The sequence below is a fragment of the Pseudomonas sp. St386 genome, from assembly GCF_018325865.1.
In the GTDB taxonomy this organism is placed as follows: domain Bacteria; phylum Pseudomonadota; class Gammaproteobacteria; order Pseudomonadales; family Pseudomonadaceae; genus Aquipseudomonas; species Aquipseudomonas brassicacearum.
In genome coordinates this window covers 6,249,081-6,274,852 of sequence record NZ_AP021900.1, presented here as the reverse complement: position 1 = coordinate 6,274,852, position 25,772 = coordinate 6,249,081, and the positions used below count along the sequence as shown (strand labels likewise).

Annotated in this window: 22 protein-coding genes; 7 read left to right on the top strand and 15 right to left on the bottom strand. The window is 62.4% G+C overall.

The window, feature by feature from the left end:
* Positions 1-247: 247 nt before the first annotated feature.
* From KI235_RS27850 to KI235_RS27810, 9 genes are all read right to left on the bottom strand, one after another.
* Entirely contained in the window at positions 248-877 is a 630-nt protein-coding gene (locus KI235_RS27850) for a glutathione S-transferase (RefSeq protein ID WP_003206272.1), read from the bottom strand.
* A gap of 83 nt (positions 878-960) precedes the next feature.
* A complete protein-coding gene (locus KI235_RS27845) occupies positions 961-2,259 on the bottom strand; it encodes an MFS transporter (protein ID WP_039013101.1) in 1,299 nt (432 codons plus the stop codon).
* Positions 2,260-2,463: 204 nt separating this feature from the next.
* A complete protein-coding gene (locus KI235_RS27840) occupies positions 2,464-2,643 on the bottom strand; it encodes a hypothetical protein (protein ID WP_003206269.1) in 180 nt (59 codons plus the stop codon).
* Positions 2,640-3,770, bottom strand: a complete 1,131-nt coding sequence (locus KI235_RS27835) for a PepSY-associated TM helix domain-containing protein (protein ID WP_003206268.1) — start codon at positions 3,768-3,770, stop codon at positions 2,640-2,642. Before KI235_RS27835 ends, KI235_RS27840 begins: the two co-directional genes overlap by 4 nt.
* A 167-nt stretch (positions 3,771-3,937) precedes the next feature.
* The gene (locus KI235_RS27830; RefSeq protein ID WP_043042519.1) at positions 3,938-6,376 is read right to left on the bottom strand and encodes a TonB-dependent siderophore receptor; all 2,439 of its coding nucleotides are present in this window, start codon (positions 6,374-6,376) and stop codon (positions 3,938-3,940) included.
* Positions 6,377-6,607: 231 nt separating this feature from the next.
* The gene (locus KI235_RS27825; protein WP_003206265.1) at positions 6,608-7,582 is read right to left on the bottom strand and encodes a FecR family protein; all 975 of its coding nucleotides are present in this window, start codon (positions 7,580-7,582) and stop codon (positions 6,608-6,610) included.
* A complete protein-coding gene (locus KI235_RS27820; protein ID WP_003206261.1) occupies positions 7,579-8,097 on the bottom strand; it encodes an RNA polymerase sigma factor in 519 nt (172 codons plus the stop codon). Before KI235_RS27820 ends, KI235_RS27825 begins: the two co-directional genes overlap by 4 nt.
* 226 nt (positions 8,098-8,323) lie before the next feature.
* The gene (locus tag KI235_RS27815; RefSeq protein ID WP_003206260.1) at positions 8,324-9,031 is read right to left on the bottom strand and encodes a 3'-5' exonuclease; all 708 of its coding nucleotides are present in this window, start codon (positions 9,029-9,031) and stop codon (positions 8,324-8,326) included.
* Complete coding sequence (locus KI235_RS27810) at positions 9,028-10,962, bottom strand: putative nucleotidyltransferase substrate binding domain-containing protein (protein WP_003206258.1); 1,935 nt, start codon at positions 10,960-10,962, stop codon at positions 9,028-9,030. The genes KI235_RS27815 and KI235_RS27810 overlap by 4 nt, the downstream gene beginning before the upstream one ends.
* Before the next feature lie 258 nt (positions 10,963-11,220).
* Between KI235_RS27810 and KI235_RS27805 the strand changes: the two genes are divergently transcribed.
* Entirely contained in the window at positions 11,221-11,667 is a 447-nt protein-coding gene (locus tag KI235_RS27805; protein WP_003206256.1) for a response regulator, read from the top strand.
* A 206-nt stretch (positions 11,668-11,873) separates the two neighbouring features.
* Here KI235_RS27805 and KI235_RS27800 read toward each other — a convergent pair whose 3' ends face one another.
* Positions 11,874-14,051: a malate synthase G gene (locus tag KI235_RS27800; protein ID WP_212795385.1), complete on the bottom strand. Its 2,178-nt coding sequence runs from the start codon at positions 14,049-14,051 to the stop codon at positions 11,874-11,876.
* A 451-nt stretch (positions 14,052-14,502) separates the two neighbouring features.
* Here KI235_RS27800 and KI235_RS27795 point away from each other — a divergent pair, with 451 nt between their 5' ends.
* Positions 14,503-15,021: an ACT domain-containing protein gene (locus KI235_RS27795; RefSeq protein ID WP_003206251.1), complete on the top strand. Its 519-nt coding sequence runs from the start codon at positions 14,503-14,505 to the stop codon at positions 15,019-15,021.
* 217 nt (positions 15,022-15,238) lie between these two features.
* Here the strand turns inward: KI235_RS27795 and rarD are convergent, their stop codons facing one another.
* From rarD to KI235_RS27770, 5 genes are all read right to left on the bottom strand, one after another.
* On the bottom strand, positions 15,239-16,126 hold the full coding sequence (gene rarD / locus KI235_RS27790; protein ID WP_003206249.1) for an EamA family transporter RarD: 888 nt from the start codon (positions 16,124-16,126) through the stop codon (positions 15,239-15,241).
* A 203-nt stretch (positions 16,127-16,329) separates the two neighbouring features.
* On the bottom strand, positions 16,330-17,304 hold the full coding sequence (locus KI235_RS27785; protein WP_013694391.1) for a serine/threonine protein kinase: 975 nt from the start codon (positions 17,302-17,304) through the stop codon (positions 16,330-16,332).
* Positions 17,305-17,500: 196 nt separating this feature from the next.
* Positions 17,501-19,402, bottom strand: a complete 1,902-nt coding sequence (locus KI235_RS27780) for a PhoX family phosphatase (RefSeq protein ID WP_003206246.1) — start codon at positions 19,400-19,402, stop codon at positions 17,501-17,503.
* Between the two features lie 66 nt (positions 19,403-19,468).
* A complete protein-coding gene (locus KI235_RS27775) occupies positions 19,469-20,233 on the bottom strand; it encodes a TOBE domain-containing protein (protein ID WP_013694390.1) in 765 nt (254 codons plus the stop codon).
* 58 nt (positions 20,234-20,291) lie between these two features.
* Complete coding sequence (locus KI235_RS27770; RefSeq protein ID WP_003206243.1) at positions 20,292-21,032, bottom strand: ComF family protein; 741 nt, start codon at positions 21,030-21,032, stop codon at positions 20,292-20,294.
* A 90-nt stretch (positions 21,033-21,122) separates the two neighbouring features.
* Here KI235_RS27770 and bioB point away from each other — a divergent pair, with 90 nt between their 5' ends.
* The 5 genes from bioB (at position 21,123) to bioD (ending at position 25,725) form a co-directional block, all read left to right on the top strand.
* Positions 21,123-22,178 carry a biotin synthase BioB gene (gene bioB, locus KI235_RS27765; protein WP_003206240.1) on the top strand — a complete coding sequence of 352 codons (1,056 nt, stop codon included), beginning with the start codon at positions 21,123-21,125 and terminating at the stop codon, positions 22,176-22,178.
* Between the two features lie 162 nt (positions 22,179-22,340).
* Positions 22,341-23,519, top strand: coding sequence for an 8-amino-7-oxononanoate synthase (gene bioF, locus KI235_RS27760; protein WP_003206238.1), 1,179 nt, complete (start codon positions 22,341-22,343; stop codon positions 23,517-23,519).
* On the top strand, positions 23,512-24,243 hold the full coding sequence (locus tag KI235_RS27755; protein ID WP_003206236.1) for an alpha/beta fold hydrolase: 732 nt from the start codon (positions 23,512-23,514) through the stop codon (positions 24,241-24,243). The genes bioF and KI235_RS27755 overlap by 8 nt, the downstream gene beginning before the upstream one ends.
* Positions 24,236-25,048, top strand: coding sequence for a malonyl-ACP O-methyltransferase BioC (gene bioC / locus KI235_RS27750; protein WP_003206235.1), 813 nt, complete (start codon positions 24,236-24,238; stop codon positions 25,046-25,048). The genes KI235_RS27755 and bioC overlap by 8 nt, the downstream gene beginning before the upstream one ends.
* Positions 25,045-25,725: a dethiobiotin synthase gene (gene bioD / locus KI235_RS27745; protein ID WP_003206233.1), complete on the top strand. Its 681-nt coding sequence runs from the start codon at positions 25,045-25,047 to the stop codon at positions 25,723-25,725. Before bioC ends, bioD begins: the two co-directional genes overlap by 4 nt.
* Positions 25,726-25,772: the final 47 nt, after the last annotated feature.

Here is a 25,772-nt window from a genome sequence, read left to right as displayed (position 1 = left end):
TTGCGTGAGGACCAGCAGGTGCGGGAGGTGCTGGTGATGCAGATTGCTGGGTTGTTTCCTTTGGATCCGGTGCGCTGCCATCGCGGGCAAGCCTTGCTCCCACAGGTTGAGCGGGTCTATGTGGGAGCTAACCTGCTCCCACAGGTTGAGCGGGTCTATGTGGGAGCTAACCTGCTCCCACAGGTTGAGCGAGGTCTATGTGGGAGCAAGGCTTGCCCGCGATGAGGCCGGCACAGCCAACGCAAAGCTAAACCCTGGGCACCGTCTCAATCATCGAAGGCCGCAGACTGACCTCGGCAAACCACGCCGCCAGTTGCGGATTGGCCTTGCGCCATTCCAGATCGGGATGGCGCAGGTCCAGGTAGCCCAAGGCGCAGGCCACGCTGATGGAGGCCACGTCGAAGTGGCAGGCCAGTTCGGCAATCGCTTCGGCTTCGAGCATGCCCAGGGCCCGGCGAATCTTGTCCCGTTGCGCATCGAGCCATTCGTCCCAGTGTTTTTCCACAGGGCGTAGCGCGGTTTCGTAGCGAATCATCACCGCCGCATCCATGATCCCATCGGCCAGGGAGGCCAGGGTCAGGCGCCGCCAGCGGGCCGCGCCGTCCCGGGGGATCAGCGGGTTGCCGACGTGCTGGTGATCGAGGTAATCGAGGATGACGCGGCTGTCGTGGATCACCGTTCCGTTGGCCAGGCGCAGGGCCGGGATCTTGCTCAACGGGTTGTCATCGATCAGCGCCCGGTCCGGCTTGACCGGCGAGAGCTGGCTGAGCTGCAACGCCACGCGGTCCTGCTGGCCGGTTTCGTGCAGCAGCACCAGGACCTTGCGAACGAAGGGCGAAGCGGGATTGTGGAACAGCGTCATGCTGGGGGTGGACATGGCAACGTCTCGATCAGTGGGGCTTGCTGCGCAGCATAGCGCGTTCGTGCGACCGAGCCGAAGGGACCCGGCCGCAAGGTGCCTCAGACGGCCGGTTGCAGTGCTTGCGGCTCGGACGACGGCGTTGCCGGTTGGTGCTTGAGTTCCCGGGCGACAGTCCAGACGATGAATGCGGCGATGACATCGAAGATTGCCAGCAGCACGAACAGTGGGCTGTAGCCGATCTTGGTCACCATGACGCCGAACAGCAGCGTGAAGGCGGCGGCGCCCAGGTAACCGAACATCCCGCCCATGCCGGTGGCGGTGGCGACTTCATTCTTGCCGAACGAATCGGACGTGATGGCGTACAGCGCGCCGGACAGGGTCTGGTGGGCAAAGCCGCCGACGCACAGCAGGGCGATGGCGGTGTAAGGACTGGCGACCAGGCCGATGCAGGCTGGGCCGATCATGCAGGACGCACCGAACAGCAGGACCATTTTGCGCGAAGTAAACAGCGACACCTTGCAGTATTTATGGAAGAACGGGCTCAGGTAACCGCCCAGCACGCAACCCAGGTCGGCGGCCAGGAACGGCAGCCAGGCGAACATTGCGATCTCCTTGATGTTCATGTGCCGCTCGGTCATCAGGTACAGCGGGATCCAGGCGTTGAACGTTTGCCAGGCCGGCTCGGAGAGGATCCGGGCACTGGCGATGGCGTAGAAGTTGCGGCTGGCGATGATGCGTTTCCAGCTGCCTTTCATCGGTGTCGGGTCTTGGAAGTGAGCTTCCTGGCCGCTGAGGATGTAATCACGCTCGGTGTCGCTCAGGAGCCTCTGGTCGCGCGGATGTTTGTAAAAGATCATCCAGAGGAACGTCCAGGCCACGCCCAGACCGCCAACGATCAGGAACGCCAGCTCCCAGCCACTGTTCAGGATCGCCCAGACCACGAGCGGCGGAGCCAGCACGGCGCCGATTGAGGAACCGATGTTGAACCAGCCGATGGCCACCGAGCGTTCCTTGGCCGGGAACCATTCGGTAGAGGTCTTTACCGCAGCCGGCAGCCCGGCGGCTTCGGTCAGGCCCAGCAAACCCCGGAAAAACGCCAGGCCCTGCCAGCCCGATGCCATGGCCGCTGCGGCACAGGCGATGGACCAGGCGAACGCGAAAATGGCGAAACCCATCTTGGTGCCGATGGCGTCGATGATGTAGCCGGCCACCGGTTGCATCAACGCGTAGCAGATCTGCCAGGCCACGACGATGTGGGAATACTGCTCGGTGGAGATGTTCATTTCGCTCATCAGGGTGGGAGCGGCCACCGAGAGGGTATTGCGAGCCAGGTAGTTGACCATCAGGCCGGCCGTGACCAGGCCAACCATCCACCAGCGGATGCCTTTGATTTTCATTACTTCACCATCAATTATTTTTGGATTTGGCGTCGCATGTTGTGTTGTAGGTTGTCGTACAACAGGCGCACTTATAGAGGGTCAAGAATTAATTTGTCAATAAATATGTCAAAGACTGTGCGGTTTGAAACAACCTGGCGTACTGCGGTTGTCGTATGAGGAGGAGAGAGGGTGCTCACTCTGGCGAGTGAGCGCCCGGATGACTCAGCGGCGTGGGACCAATCCCCACACCGCCAACACGGAGGGTATGCCCAACCCCAGCCAACTGACGGCGTCCCACAGGCCGTCACCCAGCAATGCGCTGAACAACCCCGCCGCGCTGAGCGCACCGATCATCAGGGGAATACCAAACACTTTCCAGAAACTCGACTGCCGAGGCCTCACGAGGCGACCTCCGTGCCGACGGTTGCCCGCTTGGCCGTTTTACGCCGCACCAGCCACAGGTAAACGCCGCTGCCGAGGACGATGATGGTCAGTACATCGAGGGTCGCCCAGAAGATCTGCATCGGCCGGCCACCGTAGTCACCGAAGTGCAGCGGCAGGGACAGGCTCATGACGTCCATGTACCACGGCCGTTCGGCGACGGCGGTGACGTCCAAAGTGGTGGCATCGATCAGCACGGGCGTGAGCAGGTGCGAGGTCAGGTGGGTGTCGCCCTTCATGAAGACGCTGTAGTGGTGCTCGCTGGAGAACAACGTGCCGGGGAAGGCAATGAAACTCGGCTCCATGCCCGGCGCGACGTCCTTGGCGATGTCCAGCAGCCGGGTGGCCGGTGCCAGTTGGGTCAGCGGCGGGGCGTTGCGGTAGGGTTCGACCATGGCGCTGAGGCTGTCGTTGCGCCACGCGGCGATGATCAGGTCGGCGCATGCGGCGATCACGCCGGTGACGCCCACGGTCAGCGCCCAGACCAGTGTGACCACGCCGATCAGGTTGTGCAGGTCGAGCCAGCGCAGGCGCGTGGACTTGTCCTGACGCACCGTGGCGAACTTCAAGCGGCGCATGAACGGCAGGTACAGGACCACCCCGGAGACGATGGCGATCACGAACAGCAGGCCCATGAACGCCAGCAGCAACTTGCCCGGCAGCCCGGCGAACAGGTCCACGTGCAGGCGCAGCATGACCATCATGAAACCGCCATTGGCCGAGGGCATTTCCAGGGCCTCGCCGGTACGCCCGTCGAGCATGAAGGTGTGGGACGAGTTGGGTTCGGTGCCCGGTGTCGGCGCCATGATGGTGATGACGCCGTTGGGGTCGTCATCGTCCCAGCCAAAATACTGGACCACTTCACCTGGGCGATGGGCCTTGGCTTTTTCCACCAGTTGTTGCAGGTCCAGCGGCGGTGTGTCGGCCGGCATTTCCCGAAGCTGCGGAGCGTCACCCAGCAGGTGTTCGATTTCATGGTGGAAGATCAACGGCAGCCCGGTGATCGCCAGCATCAGCAGGAACACCGTGCAGATCAGGCTGGTCCAGGTGTGGACGAAGGACCAGCGGCGGATGGTTTTGCTTTTCATGATCGATCCGGATGTAAAAGGGCACCTTGTGGCGAGGGATATCTGTGGGAGCAAGGCTTGCCCGCGAAACAGGCGATACGGTCCTTCCGAAACCGAGTCGCCTCCATCGCGGGCAAGCCTTGCTCCCACATAGTGCCCGCTAAAGTGGGTATGCAAATGCTAACCGTTTACCATTTGTAATTCACGCTGGCGACGACGTTGCGCTGGTCGCCGTAGTAGCAGTAGAAGCCGTCGCAGGTGGACAGGTAGTCCTTGTTGAAGAGGTTCTTTGCGTCCACCGCCACCGTGACCCCCTTGAGGGTCTTGTTCAGACGGCCCAGGTCGTAATGGGCCGAGGCGTCGTACACGGTGTAGGACCCGACATGGCCCCAGTCGGTGTTGGTGGTGTTGCCGTAGGTGTCGCCGACATAACGCACACCGGCGCCGACGCCGAAGCCATCCATCGGGCCGTTATGCCAGGTGTAGTCCGCCCAGGCGGTGGCCTGGTTGCGCGGCACCTGGGCCATGCGCTTACCTTTTTCCGCCGCCGTGCCCTTGGTGATTTCACTGTCGTTGTAGGTGTAGGAACCGATCAGTTTCAGGTTGTCGGTCACGTCGCCCGAGGCTTCCAGTTCCAGGCCACGCACCTGGACTTCGCCCACCTGGCGGGTGACGTTGTTTTCGGTGACGGAGTTGTTTTTCTGGGTCAGGTCGAACACCGCAGCGGTCAGCAGGGTCTTGGTGCCGGGTGGCTGGTACTTGATACCCGCTTCGTATTGTTCGCCTTCGGTGGGTTTGAACGCTTCGGTGCTGTTGACGGTTGAACCTGCCGCTGCCTGGAACGACTGGGCGAAGGAAATGTAGGGCGTCACACCGTTATCGAAGACATAGCTCAACGCCGCGTTGCCGCTGAATTTCTTGTCGCGCTGGGTGTTGGTGACGTTGTTCTGGTTGTGGAATTCGGTACCGGTGTGAATCCAGTCCTCACGACCACCGAGGGTCAGGCGCCAGTTGTCCAGGGCGATCTGGTCCTGGACGTATAGGCCGGTCTGGTTGGTTTTCTGGTTGTAGTCGTACATGGTGAAGTACTGGACATTGGAGAAATCCTGTCCGTAGATCGGGTTGTTGATGTTGCTGGTTGGCACGCCGGTCGAGCCCCACAACCAGCGCGAATTGCTGTTGGAGCGCTGGTGGTCCAGGCCCAACAGCAGGGTGTGGCTGAGGGCGCCGGTCTGGAAGTCGGCCTGGAAGTTGTTGTCCACGGCGAATTGGCTGATGTCTTCGTCGACGACACTGGCACTGCGTTTGACGGTGCCATCGGCGCTCACTGCTTCCTCAGGCCCCGCCGGCCAGAATTGCCCGCCAGCGGAAATGCCTTGGGTCTCCAGGTCGCTCTTGGTGTAGCGCAGGTTCTGGCGGAACTGCCAGGTGTCGTTCAGGCGATGTTCAAAGGCATAACCGAGGGCGTAGTAGGTACGGTCGTAGAATTCCCAGTCCGGGTCGCCGAGGTTCTTGTGGTGGGAAATCTTGCCCGCTGGCGAAGAGAGCTTGGTGCCTTGCAGTGGCAAGAATTGCCCGGTGATGCCGGTGTCGTCGCGGGTGTATTGGGACAGGAAGGTCAGGCGGGTGTCGTCGTTGATGTTCCAGGTCAGGCTCGGCGCGAGGTTGTAGCGCTTGTCCGGGATGTGATCGACCTGGGAGTTGCTGTCGCGCACGGTACCGCTGACTCGATAGAGGAACTGGCCTTCGTCATCGACCTTGCCGGTGCTGTCGAAGTTGATCTGCTTGTGTTCGTAGCTGCCGGCCTGCAGCTCGACTTCATTGCTGCTTTCGGCTTGTGGACGACGGCTGACCATGTCCAGCATGCCGCCAGGGGGTGTCTGGCCGTAGACCGAAGAGGCCGGGCCACGCAGCACGGCAATGCGCTCCAGATTCCAGGGCTCGATTTTCGGCGTGATGTAGTTGCCCTTGGGCAGCGGCAGGCCATCGAGGAACTGGGTCGGTATGAAACCGCGGACCAACAGCCAGTCGTTGCGCGAGTCCGAGCCGTAGCCGCTGCTCTGCACACCGGCGGTGTAGCGCAGGGCGTCATTGAGGTTGAGGACCGAACGGTCTTCCATCTGTTGGCGCGTGACCACGGAGACTGAACGCGGCAGTTCGACAATCGGCGTATCGGTCTTGGTCCCGGCGGCGGTGCGGGTGGCGACGTAGCCCTCGGTCGGGCCCCACGCGGTTTCACTGAGGCCGGCCCCGATCACACTGGTTTCCGGCAAGGCCATGACGCCTTCAGGCACAGCCATCAGGCTGTAGGTGCCGGCGCTGCTTTGTTCCAGTTGCAGGCCGGTACCGCGCAAGGCTTCGCGCAATGCGCCCGTGGCATCGAACTGGCCCTGGACCGGGGCCGAGGTCTTGCCCGAGGCCAGGGACGGATTCAGGCTCAGGGCGAGACCGGCCTGGCCGGCGATCTGGTTCAAGGTGCTGGCCAGTGGCGCGGCGGGCAGGTTGTAGGTGCGCACGCTCGAGGTCTGTTCGGCAGCCAATAGCGGGCCGCTGGCGAAGGGAGTGGCGAAGGCAATGGCGATGGCCAACAGGCTGGGGCGCAACAGGGTGTCTAGCGGGCGGGACATACGGCGGCTCCTGAATGGAAATATTTCTCAATTGCCTGGGTGCCGGATGAAAATTGAAAAGTGATAGGGCTGGATGAAAATAATTTAGATTCGCTTTGCTGGTGGTGGCTTTGTGGTGGGGCGAATGGCCTCATCGCGAGCTGGCTCGCTCCCACAGGATGACTCGTGGGCAACCCGATCAATGTGGGGGCGAGCTTGCTCGCGATGAGGCCATCACTGACACAAAGTCCTTCAGGGCTTGGCTTCAGCCCTCGGCCCCACCACCACCCACCACCGCGTGTGATGCTCGACCTGCACCGGCAAGGTCGGCAGCAGGGCGGTCAAGGCCAGGTCGGTGTCGTGCAGCGGGAAGCTGCCGGTGATGCGCAGGTCCGCCACTTGTGGCGCGACACCCAAGTAGCCATGCCGGTAACGCCCCAGTTCGTGGACCAGATCTTCTAGGCGCGCGTTGTCCACCACCAGCATGCCGCGGGTCCAGGCATCGGCGCCGGGGTTCAAGGCAAGGGTCGGCCCAAGGCCGTCGCGGCGCATCAGCACTTGTTGGCCTTCGCGCAGGATCTGTTCCTTGTCCGTGGCCTGCGGATACGCGGCCACAGCGGATTTCAACACGCTCAGGCGCGTACCTTCGTCTTCACGCTTGACCAGGAACCGTGTGCCCAAGGCGCGCAGGCTGCCTTCGCGGGTTTCGACGATGAACGGCCGCGGGTCGTCGTGGCCGGTTTCCACCAGGATCTCGCCTTCCTGCAGGACGATGCGGCGCTGCTTGTCATCGAAACGCACGTCCAGGGCACTGTGGGTGTTGAGGTTGATCAGCGTGCCATCGGCCAGGCGCAGAGTGCGCTGTTCGCCTGTCGCGGTGCGCTGATCGGCCAGCCAGTAATCCAGCGGCAGGTAACGATCGCCGGCAAACAACGCCAGGCCGATGACCGCGATAACGCTGGCCAGGCCGCTGCCAACCTTGCGTATCCGTCGGCGAATGCTCACCCGCGATTGCAGCAACGCGGCGCGCGCCGGTCCGGTGGCCACACTGAAGCGCTGGTCAAGCATGCCCAGCTGTCGCCAGGCCCGGGCGTGTTCTTCGTCGGCGGCATGCCATTGGGCGAAGGCTTCACGCTGCTGTGCGCTGCTCGAGTCCAGGGACAACTGCCAGGCAATGGCGGCATCCAGCACGTTGGCCGAGACCGGTTTGGCATGGGCCTGGCTCATGTCGGCTCACCATAGAGTGCGATGTAGCACTGTCGGATGCCTTGGGCCAGGTACTGCCGTACGCGCGGCACCGAAACCCCCAGGCGCTCGGCGATTTCGGCGTGGCCGAGGCCGTCGAGGCGGTTATAGAGGAAGGCTGCGCGGGCCTTGCTCGACAGTTTGCCAAGTAGGCGGTCGATGGCCTTGAGGTCTTCGAGGATGATTTGCTGTTCTTCCACCGAGGGCTGTTCGGCCTCGGGGATCAGCATCAGTTCGGTGAGGTAGGCCTGCTCCAATGCCGCTCGACGGAAATAGTCGAACAACAGGCCCTTGGCGATGGCTACCAGAAACGCCCGGGGCTCGCGGGGCGCCTTCAGTTCCTCGCGACCCAGCAAGCGCACAAAAGTGTCCTGGCTCAGGTCTTCGGCCCGTTGCGAACACGCCACGTTGCGTCGCAGCCAGGCCAATAGCCAAGCGCGATGGTCGCGGTACAACGCACCAACCAAATCACTATGAGGACTGGGGACTGACGACACGGAACATCACCGACGTTTTAAGTAACGAGAATTGTTCGCGATTGTGGCAGAGGCGGAGGCGGGAAAGCAATTGGCGCTGATCGGGACTCGATCTGTGGGTCTGAATGAATCTGTGAGAGCAAGGCTTGCCCGCGATGCAGGCGACTCGGTCAGCCTGTCAATCCCAGGCGATGCCCTCGCGGGCAAGCCTTGCTCCCACAGGTGAACCACCCTCGGAGCAGAGGGTTTAGAGCGAAGGCGCCTGCTGCCGTCGTTTCCAGTGGCTCAGGCGTTGTTGCAGGTCAAGCGGGCTCAGGATCTGTTGCTGGCGGGCGCGGCTGAACAGGATCAGCGCCAGTTCCGCCGTGGCCAGGGCGTCGGCACTGGCGTTGTGGCGGTCGAAGACTTGCAGCTTGAACCAGTCGATCCACTCATCCAGGCCTGACTTGCGCAGGTTGGCTTGGGGGCAAAGCATCGGTGCCAGATCCGCCACGTCGAGGAACGAATGCTGCAGGCGATAGCCCAGGTAGTCTTTCAAGGCGCGCCCGAGCATGTGGGAATCGAACGGCGCATGAAAGGCCAGCAGCGGACTGTCGCCAACGAACTCCATGAACGCCAGCAGCGCTTCGGCCGGGTCGCTGCCGGCGGCAATGGCGCTGGGCGCCAGGCCATGGATCAGCACACTCGGCCCGAGTTTCTGCTTATCGCATTGCAGGGTGCGTTCGAACTGCTGGCTGAAGTCGATGGCGCCGTCTTCGATGACCACCGCGCCGATGGACAGCACCTGGTCCTTGTTCAGGTTCAACCCGGTGGTTTCCAGGTCCAGCACGACCCAGCGTTGTTCCCGCAGGTCGCATTCACTCAAGGCTGAAGCCGTCGGCAGGCATTCCAGGCGCCTTTGCATTTCTTCGGACAACATTGGCTGGGCTGGGCGCAACCAGGAAAAAATGCTCACAACTGATACCTCAAGCTCAGGCTGCTTTGCAGGCGTTGGGCCTGGCGCAGGGATTCGCGCAGGATGCGTCGGTCCAGATGGTTGAGGCTGTCGGGGTCGACGCGGTTGGAATAGGGCAGGTTCTCGCGGGTTTGCAATTGATGTTGCTGCATGCGGGTCTGCTGGATGAAGTGATAGGCCTCTTCGTAGGCTGCGCCATCGAGCGGTTCGATCACTTGCTTGTCGACCAATTGCCGCAAGCGCTCCAGGGTATTGTTGGCTTCGATGCCATTGGCCAGCGCCAGCAGACGGGCGCCGTCGACGAAGGGCGTCAGGCCTTGCACTTTCAGGTCGAGGGTGGCTTTTTCGCCGTTCTTGCGACTCAGTACGAAATCCCTGAAGCGGCCCACGGGCGGGCGGTGGCGCAGAGCGTTTTCGGCCATCATGCGCTGGAACAAACGGTTATCGGCCACTTGATCGAGGATCTGCCGGCGCAGTTGCTCGCAGCCTTGCTCATCGCCCCAGACCACCCGCAGGTCGAAATAGATGCTCGAGCCCAGCAGGTTTTCCGGGGTTGCTTCGCGAATGAATGCCGAAAAGCGCCGGGCCCACTCAGCACGGGACAGGCACAGCTCGGGGTTGCCGGCCATGATGTTGCCCTTGCACAAGGTGAAGCCGCACAAGGCCAGGCTCTGGTTGATCTGCTGGGCGATGGGCAGCAGCAGACCGCGGATCTGCGCGGCATGGGCGGCGTCCCGGGCCTCGAACAAAATGCCGTTGTCCTGGTCGGTGTGCAGGGTTTGTTCGCGCCGGCCTTCACTGCCGAAGCACAGCCAACTGAACGGCACGCCTGGGTCACCCTTGTCGATCAGGGTCAGCTCGATGACCCGGCACACGGTGTGGTCGTTGAGCAGGGTGATGATGTGGGTGATCTGGGTTGACGACGCGCCGTGGGCCAGCATGCGCTCCACCAGTTGGCCGATTTCGCCGCGCAGGGCCACGAGGTTTTCCACCCTGGGCGCGTTGCGGATGGTCCGGGCCAGGTGCACCAGGTCGACGCGCTGCAAGGAAAACAGATCGCGCTCCGACACCACGCCACACAGGCGTTGGTCCTTGACCAGGCAGACGTGGGCGATGTGCCGTTCGGTCATGGCGATGGCGGCGTCGAAGGCGCTGTGGTCCGGCGAGAGGAAAAACGGTGCCTGAGTCATGTGTCCTACGATGGCCTGGGAAAAATCCCCGGACCCATCGGCCACCACCTGCCGCAGGTCGCGCAAGGTGAAAATCCCCACCGGGGCTTTCTGTTCGTTCACCACCACGATGCTGCCGACCTGCTGGTCGTGCATCAGCTTCACGGCTTCGCGCAGCGGCGTGTCCGGGCTGCAACTGACCGGATGGCGCATCGCCAATTCGCCCAGCCGCGTGTTGAGGGAGTACTGGGTGCCCAGGGTTTGTGCGGACTTTTGCTGGACCTGTTGGTTGACCTGGTCGAGCAGGCTGCTGACCCCACGCAGGGCGAAGTCGCGAAACGGGCCGGACAGGGCGAAGAGCTTGATGAAGGCCAGTTTGTTCAACTGCAGGCAGAACGTGTCTTCGCCGGCCCGGTGCTCGGTGCGCGTGGCCCGTTCGCCCAGCAGCGCGGCGAGGGGGAAACATTCGCCGGTGGTTATTTCGAAGGTGGTCTCGGTGCCGCCCTTGGCCGTATGCGGACGTTCACCCACCACCCGGCCTTGCTTGACGATGTAGAAGTGCTCCACCGGGCCGTCGGCTGGTTTGATGATGGTTTCGCCCGGCGCATAAAAACGCAGCAGGCATTGCTCCACCAGATAGGCCAGGTGGGCGTTTTCCATCTGGTTGAACGGTGGGAAACGCTGGAGAAACTGCAGTGTCCCCTGGATGTTTTGCAACACCGCGGTTTTCCCTGCCTGGGTGAAGGCGTCCGCTTTTTTCATAACCATTACGCAGTCTTTTTTGAATTGTTGTGGTCGATCTGTTCTCCCATGGTCGGCCCCTCAGCGCGGGGTGCCCATTGGACGTAAGTCTAGGTCGCAGCCTAGGGCTAGGCTTACGGAAAAATCCTACGCCAAGCGTCAGAAAAATCTTCATTAAATGTTCTTGGAAAAAAATCCGACGAAGTGCACATTGAAGCGCCGCAGAACGATGTCTGACCACTGTGCCAGGGGATCGATTTAAAGAACGTAGAGAGCACCATGTCCGACCACGATATTTTGAGTGACGCCGAGCGCGAGGCGCTGAGTGCCGTCATGCTGGAACCTGACCTGCCGCCGCAGCGCGTCTTGATCGTCGATGACGACAAGGACGCTCGTGAGCTGCTGTCGGAGATCCTGGCGTTGGACGGGATTCACTGCATGACCGCCGCCAGTGGTGAAACGGCACTCAAGATGCTGGAAACCAAGCCATCGATCGGCCTGTTGATTACCGACCTGCGGATGGGCAATGTCGATGGCCTGGAACTGATTCGCCTGGTGCGCGAGTCGCCGCGGGCGGCGCTGCCGATCATCATCGTGTCGGGCGATGCCGACGTGAAAGACGCCATCGAAGCCATGCACCTGAGCGTGGTGGACTTTCTGCTCAAGCCGATTGATACCGACAAGCTGCTGGGGTTGGTCAAGCATGAGTTGGGGATGGATCTTTAAAATCGTCTGTGGGAGCAAGGCTTGCCCGCGATGCAGGCGCCTCGGTTCACCAAGGACCGCGCTGTCTTCATCGCGGGCAAGCCTTGCTCCCACAGATAAATCCCCTTGCCGCAATGACTCAAGCATCAGCCAGGGCCTGGTGATTTTGCAATGAAAAAGCCCTGATCTTTCGATCAGGGCTTTTTTGTGCCGCGTCTACCGCTCAATCACAACCCATTGGCTGCCTTGAACTCGCGACGACAACGGTGTAGCACCGGCTCGGTGTAGCCGTTGGGCTGCTTCGTGCCTTCGATCACCAGCTCGACCGCCGCCTGGAAGGCGATGTTGCGGTCGAAGTCTGGTTCCAGCGGACGGTACAGCGGGTCGCTGGCGTTCTGGCGGTCGACCACCGGCGCCATGCGCTTGAGGCTTTCCATCACCTGGTCTTGGGTGACGATGCCGTGGCGCAGCCAGTTGGCGATGTGCTGGCTGGAGATACGCAGCGTCGCACGGTCTTCCATCAGGCCGATGTCGTTGATGTCCGGCACCTTGGAACAACCCACGCCCTGGTCGATCCAGCGCACCACGTAGCCAAGGATGCCCTGGGCATTGTTGTCCAGTTCGTTCTTGATCTGCTCCGGTGTCCAGTTCGGATTGACGGTCAGCGGGATGGTCAGGATGTCGTCCACCGATGCACGCGTGCGCTTGGCCAGTTCGGCCTGGCGGGCGAACACGTCGACCTTGTGGTAATGCAGCGCGTGCAGGGCAGCGGCGGTCGGCGAGGGAACCCAGGCGGTGTTGGCGCCGGCCATTGGATGGGCGATTTTCTGTTCGAGCATCGCCGCCATCAGGTCCGGCATCGCCCACATGCCCTTGCCGATTTGTGCGCGACCTTGCAGGCCAGTGCTCAAGCCGATGTCGACGTTCCAGTTTTCATAGGCGCCGATCCACTTCTCGGCTTTCATGTCGGCCTTGCGCACCATCGGGCCGGCTTCCATGGAGGTGTGGATTTCATCGCCCGTACGGTCGAGGAAGCCGGTGTTGATGAACACCACGCGCTCGCTGGCGGCCTTGATGCAGGCCTTGAGGTTGACCGTGGTACGGCGCTCCTCGTCCATGATCCCGACCTTGAGGGTGTTGCGCGGCAGGTTCAGCACGTCCTCGACGCGACCGAACAGCTCGTTGGTGAACGCGGCTTCTTCCGGGCCGTGCATCTTCGGCTTGACGATGTACACCGAGCCGGTGCGGCTGTTGCGACGGCTGGTGTTGCCGTTGAGGCTGTGGATCGCTGCCAGGCTGGTGATCAGGCCGTCGAGAATGCCTTCCGGCACTTCGTTGCCATGCTTGTCCAGGATCGCATCGATGGTCATCAGGTGGCCGACGTTACGCACGAACAACAGCGAGCGGCCGTGCAGGGTCACGCTCGAACCGTCGACGGCGGTGTAGACACGGTCGGGGTTCATGGTGCGGGTGAACGTCTGGCCACCTTTGGCGACTTCTTCAGCCAGGTCGCCTTTCATCAGGCCGAGCCAGTTGCGGTAGATCACCACTTTGTCATCGGCATCGACGGCGGCGACCGAGTCTTCGCAGTCCATGATGGTGGTCAGCGCGGCTTCCATCAGGATGTCTTTAACGCCAGCGGCGTCAGTCTGTCCGACCGGGGTGCTGGCATCGATCTGGATTTCGAAGTGCAGGCCGTTGTGTTTCAACAGCACGGTGGTCGGTGCCGAGGCATCACCCTGGAAGCCGATCAACTGGGCATCGTCACGCAGGCCGCTGTTGCTGCCGCCCTTGAGGGTGACCACCAGTTTGCCGTCGACGATTTTGTAAGCGGTGGAATCGACATGGGAGCCGGCCGCCAGGGGCGCGGCTTCGTCGAGGAAGGCACGGGCGAAGGCGATGACCTTGTCGCCGCGGACCTTGTTGTAGCCTTTGCCTTTTTCCGCGCCATCGGCTTCGCTGATGGCGTCGGTGCCGTACAGCGCGTCATACAGCGAACCCCAGCGGGCGTTTGATGCGTTGAGGGCGAAGCGGGCGTTCATCACCGGCACCACCAGCTGCGGGCCGGCCATGCGGGCGATTTCGTCATCGACGTTTTGGGTCGTAGCCTGGAAATCCGCCGCTTCTGGCAGCAGGTATCCAATGTCTTGCAGGAAGGCTTTGTAAGCCACGGCGTCGTGGGCCTGGCCGGCACGGGCCTGGTGCCAGGCATCGATCCGCGCCTGGAAATCATCGCGTTTGGCGAGTAGGGCTTTGTTCTTCGGGGCCAGGTCGTGGATGACCTTGTCGGCACCGGCCCAGAACGCGTCGGCGGTGAGGCCGGTTCCGGGAATGGCTTCGTTATTCACGAAGTCGAACAGGACTTTGGCGACCTGCAGGCCACCGACTTGAACGTGTTCAGTCATTGCTTGCCTCACTCTGCTCAGCTATTTCGCTTTTCAGCTCTTCGATTTTGACAATGAAGCCTCGGGACATTTAAAGCACAAACCCCGGAACCAGTACATGCCATCGCTGGCGGCTGGGTGGTAAGCCTTGCTGACGGGGCTTTTCAGGGATGCGACTGCGCCTTAAGCAGACATCGGTACAACGTTATGTAGTGCTCGCTGCGGAATACTACATGATCAATTGCGGTTGTGAAAATTAGACTAATTGCGTCGTTCCGCGACCGACTAAAGCAGTACAGTCACGACGAGGCACGGGATGTTCTCAAAAAACAGATGGATTGTTCCAGATAAATCTTGATGTTTGTACACGATGTTTCTGATCTCATTCTGTGGGAGGTATAAATCCCGAGGCCCGCGGTCTGCTTGCGATCACCTGCCTATACTGTCCCTTCCACAACAAGAGGACTGCGCCATGGACCACCTCGTCATCACTGTTTTCGCCCCGGACAAGCCCGGGCAGGTCGAGCGCATTGCCGATTGCATCGCCGAACACGGCGGTAACTGGCTGGAAAGCCGCATGTCGCGCCTGGCCGGGCAGTTTGCCGGGATCCTGCGAATCGGCGCCCCCGCCGAGGCCCATGAAGAACTGATCGAAGCCTTGCAGGGGCTATCGACTCACGACATCCGCGTGTTGATCGCTGAAAGCGCCCTTGAGGAGTCCTGCACCTGGAAACCCATCACCATGGAGCTGGTGGGCAACGATCGTCCCGGCATCGTGCGGGACATCACCCGGCTGTTGAGCGAGCAGGGCGTCAATGTCGAGCGTCTGGTGACCTACGTTCGGCCGGCACCGATGAGCAGCGAGCTGCTGTTCCACGCCGAAGCGATCCTGGGGGTGCCCTTGACCCTGTCGCTGGATACGTTGCAGGAGCGCCTGGAGACGCTGGCCGATGAGTTGATGGTGGAGCTCAAGCTCAGCGACGAAGCGTGACGAAGGTTATCCAAGGAAAAACTGCGCCTGCCTGTGGATAACCTGTAGAGACCCGGCTCCAGCCCAGACCCACCGGGGCTCAGCGGGGAATGGTCAAAAAATCATCACTTTTCAAGGGCTTGTGCACAAAGGGCGGGGATCACGCTGTGGATAACCTTGGGAAGGATAAGCGCAGGCCACGTCAGACGTGGCCTGTAGAGGTTTGTGTGTTTTTTGATCAGCTGCGCCGGCGCATGCTGATCACGGCATCGACGCTGTATACCGCCAGCCCGGCCCAGATAAACAGGAATGCCACCAGTGTGCTGGACGACAGGTGCTCACCGAACAGCGTGACGGCGAGCAGCAGCACCAGCGTCGGTGCGATGTACTGGAGAAAACCGATGGTGGTGTAGGGCAAATGCCGTGTTGCGGCGTTGAAACACACCAACGGCACCAGCGTCACGGGGCCGGCCGCCACCAGCCACCAGGCTTCGGAGGTGGTCCAGAAAGCGGCCTGGGCACTGGTGGCCGTGGGATTGAACAGCAACCAGGCGATGGCGATCGGCACCAGCATCCAGGTTTCCACCACCAGCCCCGGCAATGCCTTGACCGGCGCCTGCTTGCGGATCAACCCATAGAAACCGAAGGTCAGCGCCAGCACCAGCGACACCCACGGCAGGCTGCCCACTTGCCAGACCTGCTGCGCCACGCCGACCGCCGCCAACCCCACCGCCAGCCATTGCATGCGGCGCAGGCGCTCACCCAGCAGCAACATGCCCAGCAATACGTTCACCAGCGGGTTGATGTAGTAACCCAGGCTGGCTTCGAGCATACGCTCGTTGTTCACTGCCCAGACGTAGGTCAGCCAGTTGGCTGCGATCAGTGTCCCGCTCAGGGCGAGGATCGCCAGGCGCTGTGGGTTGTCCCGTAGTTCGCGCCACCAGCCCGGGTGTTTCCAGACCATCAGCAACACAGCGCCGAACAGGGCCGACCACAGTACCCGGTGGATGATGATCTCCACCGACGGCACGCTGGCGATGGCTTTGAAATAGATCGGGAACAGACCCCAGATGATGTAGGCACTCAGGCCCAGGATGTACCCGCGACGCGGGTTGGCGGCTTGCATGCAGAATCCTTGCTTAGGCAGCTAACAAAGGAGTGATTGTAAGGAGATTTGTCTGGTTGCGCTGTGAGTATTGTGCACAATCACCGCAGATCCCCTGTGGGAGCGGGCTTGCTCGCGATAGCGGTGTGTCAGTCGACAAAGGTGTCGAATGTTCGATCGCCATCGCGAGCAAGCTCGTTCCCACGGGGGGACCAGCAGTAGGGTCAGAATAGTTTCAACGGCTCTTCATTGAGCGCCGCCAGTTGCTCGCGCAACGCCAACACCTGGTCGCCCCAATAACGTTCGCTGCCGAACCACGGGAAGCTGCGCGGGAACGCCGGGTCGTCCCAGCGTCGCGCCAGCCAGGCGCTGTAGTGCATCAGGCGCAGCGCCCGCAGTGGCTCGATCAGCGCCAATTCCCGCGGGTCGAAGTCGTGGAACTCACGGTAGCCGTCCATCAATTCCGACAATTGCCCCAGGCATTCCTGGCGATCGCCGGCGAGCATCATCCACAAGTCCTGCACCGCCGGGCCCATGCGACAGTCGTCCAGGTCAACGATGTGGAACACCTCGTCACGGCACATCATGTTGCCCGGGTGGCAATCGCCGTGCATGCGGATGTTCTGGTGGGGCGTGGCGGCGTAGACCTCTTCGACGCGCTTGAGCAGGTCCCGGGCGACCGACTCGTAGGCCGGCAGCAAGCTACGCGGGACGAAGCCGCTTGCCAGCACGGTGGCCAGCGAATCGTGGCCGAAGTTCTTCACGCCCAGGGCTTCACGATGTTCGAACGGACGGGTCGCCCCGACCGCGTGCAGGCGCCCGAGCAATTGTCCCAGGCGATAGAGCTGATCGAGGTTGCCCGGCTCCGGTGCACGGCCGCCGCGACGGGGAAACAGGGTGAAACGAAACCCGGCGTGTTCGTGCAGGCTGGTGCCGTTGTGGATCAGCGGCGCGACCACGGGTACTTCGTATTCGGCCAGCTCGAAGGTAAAGCTGTGCTCTTCCAGGATCGCTTCGTTGGTCCAGCGCTGAGGGCGATAGAACTTGGCGATCAGCGGCTCGGCATCTTCGATGCCGACCTGGTAGACGCGGTTCTCATAACTGTTGAGGGCCAACACGCGGGCGTCGCTGAGAAAGCCGATGCTTTCAACGGCATCGAGTACCAGGTCGGGCGTGAGGGTTTCAAACGGATGGGACATGCTGACTCCTGCGCAGCGGCAGGGCTGCCGCGTCCGGCCCAGCATGGTAGCGCAGACAGAGGCAGATAGGTGGTGGCTGTCGGTGATCGTTCCCACGCTCAGCGTGGGAACGCCTCATGTGACGCTCCGCGTTACGCTTTGGGGACGCGGAGCGTCCCTGGCTGCATTCCCACGCAGAGCGTGGGAACGATCAGTGTCAGGCGCCGATGACCCCGCCATCCTCACGGGTAATCACCATCACCGAAGACCGCGGCTTGCCGTTGGGCAAGTGTTCAGGGAAGGTCGAACCGCCGTTTTCTCCAGGATGCTGGATCCCGACGAACAAGGCCTTCTGGTCCGGCGCGAAACTGATCCCGGTCACTTCGCAGCCCACCGGCCCGACCATGAAGCGGCGGATTTCGCCACTGTTGGGGTCGGCGCAGAGCATCTGGTTGTTGCCCATGCCGGCGAAGTCCCCGGCGTTACTGGAGTCGCCGTCGGTGAGGATCCACAACCGGCCGGCCTTGTCGAAGCCCAGGCCATCGGGGCTGTTGAACATGTTCTGCGGGTTGATGTTGGACGATCCGGCTTTCGGCGTGCCGGCGTGTACCGTCGGGTTGCCGGCTACCACGAACAGGTCCCAGTCGAAAGTCTTGGACGCGTGGTCGTCGCGGTCGGTGCGCCAGCGCAGGATCTGCCCGTAGACGTTCTTGGCCCGAGGGTTTGGCCCGTCTACCGGTTGGCCGTCTTCGCCACGCTTGGAGTTGTTGGTCAGGGTGCAATAGACCTGACCGTCTTTCGGGCTGACCACGATCCACTCCGGGCGGTCCATGCGGGTGGCGCCCACGGCACTGGCGGCCAGGCGTGCATGGATCAGCACTTCGGCCTGGTCGGCGAAGCCGCTGCTGGCGTCGAGGCCGTTCTTGCCGTGGGTCAACTCGATCCACTGGCCCTTGCCTTTGGGGTGGTCCGGGTTGCCGTCGCCGGCATCGAAGCGCGCCACGTACAAGGTGCCATGGTCCAGCAGGTTGCGGTTGGCCTGGGCATTGCGCGGATTGATGCGCTCGCGGCTGACGAATTTGTAGATGAACTCACCGCGCTCATCATCGCCCATGTACACCACGGCGCGACCGTCATTGGTCTGCGCCAGGGCGGCGTTTTCGTGTTTGAAGCGGCCCAGGGCGGTGCGTTTCACTGGTGTAGATTGCGGATCGAACGGGTCGATTTCCACTACCCAGCCGTGGCGATTGAGTTCGTTGGGGTTCTTCGCCAGGTCGAAGCGCGGATCGTACAGATGCCAGTTGATCTCGCGGCTGGTGACGGTGGCGCCATAGCGTTTTTGCGCTTCATCGAACTGCAAGTCGGACTTGCTGCTGCCGAAGCAGTCGGTGAAGTTTTCTTCGCAGGTCAGGTAAGTGCCCCATGGCGTCATGCCGTTGGCGCAGTTCTGGAAAGTCCCCAGGACTTTCTTGCCGCTCTTGTCGGCACTGGTTTTCAGCAGGTCGTGGCCGGCGGCCGGGCCGCGCAGGCGGATCGGCGTGTTGCCGTGGATCCTGCGGTTGTAGCGCGATTCCTGGACGAACTGCCACTGGCCGCGACGACGCTGGACCTCGATCACCGACACCCCTTCGCTGGCCTGGGCCTTGCGCACGTCTTCGGCCGACTGCGGCTGGCCACCGTGGGGGAAGAGGTAGCGGTAGTTGGTGTATTCGTTGTTGATCGCCATCAGCGCCCGGTTATTGTCGCCGGGGAACGGGAACAGGCTCATGCCGTCGTTGTTGTCGCCGAACTGCACTTCCTGTGCGCGGGCGGTGCCATTGCCACTGGGGTCGAAGGCCGGTGCATTTTTCTGCAGCGGCTGGCCCCAACTGATCAGCACCGAGGATTTGTAGCCTGGCGGCAACGTGATGGTGTCGGCCGTGGCGGCGGCGATGCTGTTGAAGCCCAGCAGCCGGCTGTTGCCTTCGCTCACGGCGGCGGCCAGGACGCTGCGGCTCAGCAGGTTGCCGCCCAGGAACATCGCCGCGCCGCACAGGGCGCCGGCGCTGATGAAGCTGCGCCGGCTCAGGCCGACGATCTTTTCCAGGTCGGTGGATTGGTTTTCTTCTAATAGGCTCATCTCAGGCTCCCTGCTGGTTTTGGCAGTCACCTTAAAGCGGGCCGATGAAACTATTGTTGCAGCGCGCTACAACGGTGTGCCGAGCAGCACATTTGTCGCTGAAAACGTCACTTGCACCGGTGAGCCGCCTTCCAGATGCTGCTTTTGTAGCTCAAGCGGGTCGGTCAGGGCGCACAGCGTCTGGCCATTGGGCAGGCCGATGCGCACTTCGCTGGGGCCGTCTTCGGCGGCGTCGACCTGTTCGATCATGCCGCGCAGCGTATTGATCCCCGGTTTTTCCGCTTGCTCGACAGGGTGCAATTGCAGCCAGCCAGCCTTGATCAGCGCCACCACGTCGGTGCCGACATCCAGCTCCAGGCGCAGCGTGCTGTCGTGGGTGATCTGGGCTTCGATGAGCAGGCCCCGGGCCAGCTCCAGGCGTACCCGGTCGTTGTGGCCCTGGGCCTCGATGCCCAGGACCTTGCCATGCAGTTGATTACGGGCGCTGGTGCGCAACATCAGGCGACTGAGCAGGCCCAGGTCGCCGGCATCCTCGCTCGCTTCCAGCAGTTGCGTCTGCAACGCTTGCAGGCGCTGATACAGGCGCAGCACGCGTTGGCCTTCCTCCGACAACTTGGCACCGCCACCGCCCTTGCCGCCAACACTGCGCTCCACCAACGGTTGGTCCGCCAGATTGTTCAGCTCATCGATGGCATCCCACGCCGCCTTGTAGCTCAGGCCCGCGCTCTTGGCGGCGCGGGTAATCGAGCCTTGTTCGGCGATGTGTTGCAGCAGCGCAATGCGTTGTGGGCGCCGAACGATGTGCTGGGTCAGAAGCGTGGGCAATGACATGACGGAAAACTGCGGGCAATGGCTAATGGACGGACGTTGGCGCCTTGGACGCGGCGCGTCAAGCCGAGTCATCGGGTTTCGGGGTGCGCGCCAGGCAATACACATCGACCCGCGCAGCGCCGGCATCGAGCAGCAGGGCGGCCAATGCCTGGGCGGTGGCGCCCGTGGTGAGCACGTCGTCGACCAACGCCAGGTGACGGTTGAGCAACGCAGCCTGCGGCGCCAGGGCAAAGGCCTGACGCAGGTTTCGCCGCCGGGCCCTGGCATCGAGTGCTTGTTGGGCGGGGGTGTCCTGGGTGCGTCGCAGCAGGTGTTCTTCACAAGGGATCGCCAATGGCCCACTGAGCCAGCGGGCCAGCAGCACTGCCTGGTTGAAACCGCGCTGGCGCAAACGGCGGGTCGCCAGTGGCACCGGTACCAGTGCGTCGGGCCGCTCCAGCCCTTCGTCGAAATGGTGTTGCAGCGACTGCGCCAACAATTCGCCCATCAGCCGGCCCAGGGGCCATTTCGCCTGGTGCTTGAAACGGGTGATCAGGCTGTCCACCGGGAAGTCGTAGGCCCAGGGCGCCAGGACCCGTTCGAAGGCCGGCGGTTGCGAGGCGCATTGTCCGCAACGCAGTCCAGCCATGGGCAGCGGCAAGGCGCAGACGCTGCATTGATCGCCGAGCCAGGGCAACTCGCTTTCACAGGGCGTGCAGATAGGTTGCGGCGTATCGGTGCTTTCGCCGCACAGTAGGCAGGATTGTTTGTTTTTTAACCAGATGTAAACCGGTCCTTTGTATCGTGGTTGACAGCGCATGACTCTTCCTTAAATATGCCGAACATCCGTGTCGCGCCTGTGGGTATTCCATGCCCCAGGCGCCAGCCAAGCATAATCAAGGAAATGCCCATGAGCGCCAGCACCACTGCCAACCTGCGTCATGACTGGTCTTTGGCCGAAGTCAAAGCACTCTTCGTCCAGCCATTCAATGACCTGCTGTTCCAGGCGCAGACCGTGCACCGCGCGCACTTCGACGCCAACCGCGTCCAGGTTTCCACTCTGCTGTCGATCAAGACCGGCGCGTGCCCGGAAGATTGCAAATATTGTCCGCAGTCCGGTCACTACAACACCGGCCTGGATAAAGAGAAATTGCTCGAAGTGCAGAAGGTCCTCGAAGAGGCTGCACGGGCCAAGGCCATCGGTTCGACCCGTTTCTGCATGGGCGCGGCCTGGAAGCATCCGTCGGCCAAGGACATGCCGTATGTGCTGGAAATGGTCAAAGGCGTGAAGGCCATGGGCCTGGAAACCTGCATGACCCTGGGTCGCCTCGACCAGGAACAGACCGAAGCGCTGGCCCAGGCCGGCCTGGACTACTACAACCACAACCTCGATACCTCGCCGGAGTTCTACGGCAGCATCATCACCACCCGCACCTACAGCGAGCGCCTGCAAACCCTGGCCTATGTGCGTGATTCAGGGATGAAGATCTGCTCCGGCGGCATCCTCGGCATGGGCGAATCCCTGGACGACCGCGCCAATCTGCTGATCCAACTGGCGAACCTGCCGGAGCACCCGGAATCGGTGCCGATCAACATGTTGGTCAAAGTTGCCGGCACGCCGCTGGAGAATGCCGAGGACGTCGATCCGTTCGATTTCATCCGCATGCTCGCCGTGGCGCGGATCATGATGCCCCAGTCCCATGTGCGCCTGTCCGCCGGCCGTGAAGCGATGAACGAGCAGATGCAGTCCCTGGCGTTCCTGGCCGGTGCCAACTCGATTTTCTACGGCGACAAGCTGTTGACCACCGCCAACCCGCAAGCCGACAAGGACATGCAGTTGTTCTCACGCCTGGGCATCCAGCCCGAAGCCCGCGAAGAACATGCCGACGAAGTGCACCAGGCGGCGATTGAACAGGCGCTGGTGGAGCAGAAGAGCAGCGAGCAGTTCTACAACGCCGCTGTTTGACCACTCACCGATTCCCGGATTGGAATGCAAGACCCTGTGGGAGCGAGCTTGCTCGCGATGACGGTATAACAGCCGACAGAAATGTTGAATGTAATGGCCTCATCGCGAGCAAGCTCGCTCCCACAAGGGGCTTTGGCCAGTCTTTAAACAGTTGAGGCCTGCATGCCCTTCGATCTCGCCGCACGCCTGGCTGCCCGTCGTGCCGACAACCTCTATCGCCAGCGCCCGCTGCTCGAAAGCCCGCAGGGCCCGGAAGTGGTGGTGGACGGCCAGCCGTTGCTGGCGTTCTGCAACAACGATTACCTGGGCCTGGCCAATCACCCGCAAGTGATCGAAGCCTGGCGCGCCGGGGCGCTCCGTTGGGGTGTCGGTGGTGGCGCCTCTCATTTGGTGATCGGCCACAGCAGTCCGCATCACGCCCTGGAAGAAGCCTTGGCCGACCTGACCGGCCGCCCGCGGGCGTTGCTGTTCACCACCGGCTACATGGCCAACCTCGGCGCGGTCACCGCGCTGGTGGGGCAGGGCGACACGGTGCTGGAAGACCGCCTCAATCATGCTTCGCTGCTCGACGCCGGGCTGTTGTCCGGTGCGCGTTTCAACCGGTACCTGCACAACGATGCCCAAAGCCTGGCCAGCCGTCTGGAGAAAGCCACCGGCAATACCCTGGTGGTCACCGACGGCGTGTTCAGCATGGACGGCGACATTGCCGACCTGCCGGCCCTGGCTCGTGAAGCCAAGGCCAAGGGCGCCTGGCTGATGGTCGACGATGCCCACGGCTTCGGTCCACTGGGGGCCCATGGCGGCGGGATCGTCGAGCATTTTGGCTTGAGCCAGGATGACGTGCCGGTGCTGGTGGGCACCCTGGGCAAGGCCTTTGGCACCGCCGGGGCTTTTGTCGCCGGCAGTGAAGAACTGATCGAAAGCCTGATCCAGTTCGCTCGCCCCTACATCTACACCACCAGCCAACCGCCGGCCCTGGCCTGCGCCACGCTCAAGAGCCTTGAGCTGCTGCGCAGCGAGCATTGGCGGCGCGAGCACTTGCAGGTGCTGATTCGTCAGTTCCGCCAGGGCGCCGAGCAGATCGGCCTGCAATTGATGGACAGTTTCACGCCGATCCAGCCGATCCTGATTGGCGATGCGGGACGGGCCATGCGCTTGTCGCAGATGCTGCGTGAGCGCGGGCTGATGGTCACGGCGATCCGCCCGCCCACTGTACCGGCTGGCAGCGCCCGTTTGCGCGTGACCCTGACCGCCGCCCACAGCGAGGCCCAGGTGCAGCTATTGTTGAATGCACTGGCCGAGTGTTTTGCCCTGTTGGGACCGGAGCCAAGCCATGCGTGATCGACTGATATTGCTGCCCGGCTGGGGCTTGGGCGTTTCACCGCTGGAGCCGCTGGCGGCGGCGTTGCAAGGACTCGACGAACATCTGCGGGTGGAAATCGAGCCGTTGCCGGCATTGGCGTCGAATGATCCCAATGAATGGCTCGAAGAATTGGACGCCACCGTACCTCAGGACGCCTGGCTGGGCGGCTGGTCCCTGGGTGGTATGCTGGCCTCGGCGCTGGCGGCGCGTCGGGGTGAGCGCTGCTGCGGCCTGCTGACCCTGGCGAGCAATCCGTCCTTTGTCGCCCATGAGCAATGGCCGAGCGCGATGGACGGCGAAACCTTCGATGGTTTTCTCGCCGGCTGTGCGGCCGATCCACGCCAGACCCTCAAGCGCTTCAGTTTGCTGTGCGCCCAGGGCTGCAGCGATCCACGCGGGTTGTCGCGGTTGTTATTGGCCGGGGCGCCAAGCACTTCGCCCGAAGTGTTGATGGCCGGGCTCGAACTGTTGGCGCAACTGGACACTCGCGCCGCATTGCAGAGCTTTCGTGGCCCGCAATTGCATCTGTTCGCCGGGCTCGATGCCCTGGTGCCGGCCGAAGCTGCGACTGAGTTGCTGGTCTTGCTGCCGGATGTTGAAATCGGCCTGATCGAACAGGCCGGCCACGGATTCCTTCTGGAGGACCCACACGGCGTCGCGGGGGCGATCCAGGCTTTTTTGCATGAGTCCGGCGATGACTGATTTGTCTCTTCCCAAATTGCCCGGTGCCTTGCCCGACAAGCGCCAGGTGGCGGCTTCGTTTTCCCGGGCGGCAACCAGCTATGACAGCGTGGCCGAACTGCAGCGCGACGTCGGCCAACAGTTGCTCGGGCACTTGCCGTCTTCGTTTATCCCGCAACGTTGGCTGGACCTGGGTTGCGGCACCGGTTATTTCACCCGGGCCCTGGGCGCGCGCTTCGGCGAGGCGACCGGCCTGGCGTTGGACATCGCCGAAGGCATGCTCAACCATGCTCGTCCCCAAGGTGGCGCTGCGCATTTTGTCGCTGGCGACGCTGAGCGGTTGCCTTTGCAAGCGGCGAGCTGCGACTTGGTGTTCTCCAGCCTGGCGGTGCAATGGTGTGCGGATTTTGCCGCGGTGCTGAGCGAGGCCCATCGTGTGTTGAAACCGGGTGGAGTGTTTGCCTTCACGAGTCTCTGTGTGGGCACTTTGTACGAATTGCGCGACAGTTGGCGTCAGGTGGATGGCTTGGTGCACGTCAACCGTTTCCGTGGGTTCGAGACGTATCAACACCTCTGCACGGCCAGCGGGCTGAATGTCGTCAGTGTTGAAAACCGTCCCCATGTGTTGCATTACCCTGACGTGCGCAGCCTGACTCACGAATTGAAAGCCTTGGGCGCCCACAATCTGAACCCCGGTCGCCCCGGCGGCTTGACCGGCAGGGCGCGGATCCTGGCGCTGGTTGAAGCCTATGAGCAGTTTCGTCAGGCGCAGGGACTGCCGGCGACTTACCAGGTGGTCTACGCCGTTTTGGAGAAACCGCTATGAGCCAGGCTTATTTCATTACCGGCACTGACACCGATGTAGGCAAGACCACCGTCGCGGCAGGCCTGTTGCATGCTGCGCGACAGGCTGGCATGAGCACCGCCGCCGGCAAGCCCGTGGCCTCTGGCTGCGACGTGACGCCCAAGGGCCTGCGCAATGCCGATGCCCTGGCGCTGCTGGCCGAGTGTTCGGTGCCGCTTGAGTATGCCCAGGTCAATCCGCTGGCATTCGAGCCGGCCATCGCGCCGCACCTGGCCGCCCGGGAAGCCGGCGTGGCGCTGACGGTGCAATCCTTGCTGGGGCCGATGCGTGAGGTGCTGGCCCTGGAGGCCGATTTCACCTTGATAGAGGGCGCGGGCGGCTGGCGTGTGCCGTTGGCCGATCAGGATAATCTTTCGGACCTGGCAATGGCTCTGGGCCTGCCGGTGATCCTGGTGGTGGGCGTGCGCCTGGGGTGCATCAGCCATGCGTTGCTGACCGCCGAGGCCATCGCCCGGGACGGCCTGCAACTGGCCGGTTGGGTGGCGAATATCATCGATCCCAAGACCTCGCGCCTGGAAGAAAATCTCGCCACCCTGGCCGAACGCCTCCCGGCGCCGTGCCTGGGGCGAGTACCGAGGGTCAAAGGCATCACTGCCGATATCGTGGCGGCGCATCTGCACCTGGATCTGCTGGATTAATCATCCAAGGGAAGGTTTTCACTATGACAAGGCACTGTGCCATTAGT

What these genes read in the sequence shown, in the direction of transcription:
- KI235_RS27830 (WP_043042519.1), bottom strand. Translation starts at nt 6,376, where the DNA reads ATGTCCCGCCCGCTAGACACCCTGTTGCGCCCCAGCCTGTTGGCCATC.
- bioF (WP_003206238.1), top strand. Translation starts at nt 22,341, where the DNA reads ATGCCCTTCGATCTCGCCGCACGCCTGGCTGCCCGTCGTGCCGACAAC.
- KI235_RS27800 (WP_212795385.1), bottom strand. Translation starts at nt 14,051, where the DNA reads ATGACTGAACACGTTCAAGTCGGTGGCCTGCAGGTCGCCAAAGTCCTG.
- KI235_RS27810 (WP_003206258.1), bottom strand. Translation starts at nt 10,962, where the DNA reads ATGAAAAAAGCGGACGCCTTCACCCAGGCAGGGAAAACCGCGGTGTTG.
- KI235_RS27845 (WP_039013101.1), bottom strand. Translation starts at nt 2,259, where the DNA reads ATGAAAATCAAAGGCATCCGCTGGTGGATGGTTGGCCTGGTCACGGCC.
- KI235_RS27805 (WP_003206256.1), top strand. Translation starts at nt 11,221, where the DNA reads ATGTCCGACCACGATATTTTGAGTGACGCCGAGCGCGAGGCGCTGAGT.
- rarD (WP_003206249.1), bottom strand. Translation starts at nt 16,126, where the DNA reads ATGCAAGCCGCCAACCCGCGTCGCGGGTACATCCTGGGCCTGAGTGCC.
- bioD (WP_003206233.1), top strand. Translation starts at nt 25,045, where the DNA reads ATGAGCCAGGCTTATTTCATTACCGGCACTGACACCGATGTAGGCAAG.
- KI235_RS27795 (WP_003206251.1), top strand. Translation starts at nt 14,503, where the DNA reads ATGGACCACCTCGTCATCACTGTTTTCGCCCCGGACAAGCCCGGGCAG.
- KI235_RS27785 (WP_013694391.1), bottom strand. Translation starts at nt 17,304, where the DNA reads ATGTCCCATCCGTTTGAAACCCTCACGCCCGACCTGGTACTCGATGCC.
- KI235_RS27775 (WP_013694390.1), bottom strand. Translation starts at nt 20,233, where the DNA reads ATGTCATTGCCCACGCTTCTGACCCAGCACATCGTTCGGCGCCCACAA.
- KI235_RS27770 (WP_003206243.1), bottom strand. Translation starts at nt 21,032, where the DNA reads ATGCGCTGTCAACCACGATACAAAGGACCGGTTTACATCTGGTTAAAA.
- KI235_RS27755 (WP_003206236.1), top strand. Translation starts at nt 23,512, where the DNA reads ATGCGTGATCGACTGATATTGCTGCCCGGCTGGGGCTTGGGCGTTTCA.
- KI235_RS27825 (WP_003206265.1), bottom strand. Translation starts at nt 7,582, where the DNA reads ATGAGCCAGGCCCATGCCAAACCGGTCTCGGCCAACGTGCTGGATGCC.
- KI235_RS27780 (WP_003206246.1), bottom strand. Translation starts at nt 19,402, where the DNA reads ATGAGCCTATTAGAAGAAAACCAATCCACCGACCTGGAAAAGATCGTC.
- KI235_RS27835 (WP_003206268.1), bottom strand. Translation starts at nt 3,770, where the DNA reads ATGAAAAGCAAAACCATCCGCCGCTGGTCCTTCGTCCACACCTGGACC.
- KI235_RS27850 (WP_003206272.1), bottom strand. Translation starts at nt 877, where the DNA reads ATGTCCACCCCCAGCATGACGCTGTTCCACAATCCCGCTTCGCCCTTC.
- bioB (WP_003206240.1), top strand. Translation starts at nt 21,123, where the DNA reads ATGAGCGCCAGCACCACTGCCAACCTGCGTCATGACTGGTCTTTGGCC.
- bioC (WP_003206235.1), top strand. Translation starts at nt 24,236, where the DNA reads ATGACTGATTTGTCTCTTCCCAAATTGCCCGGTGCCTTGCCCGACAAG.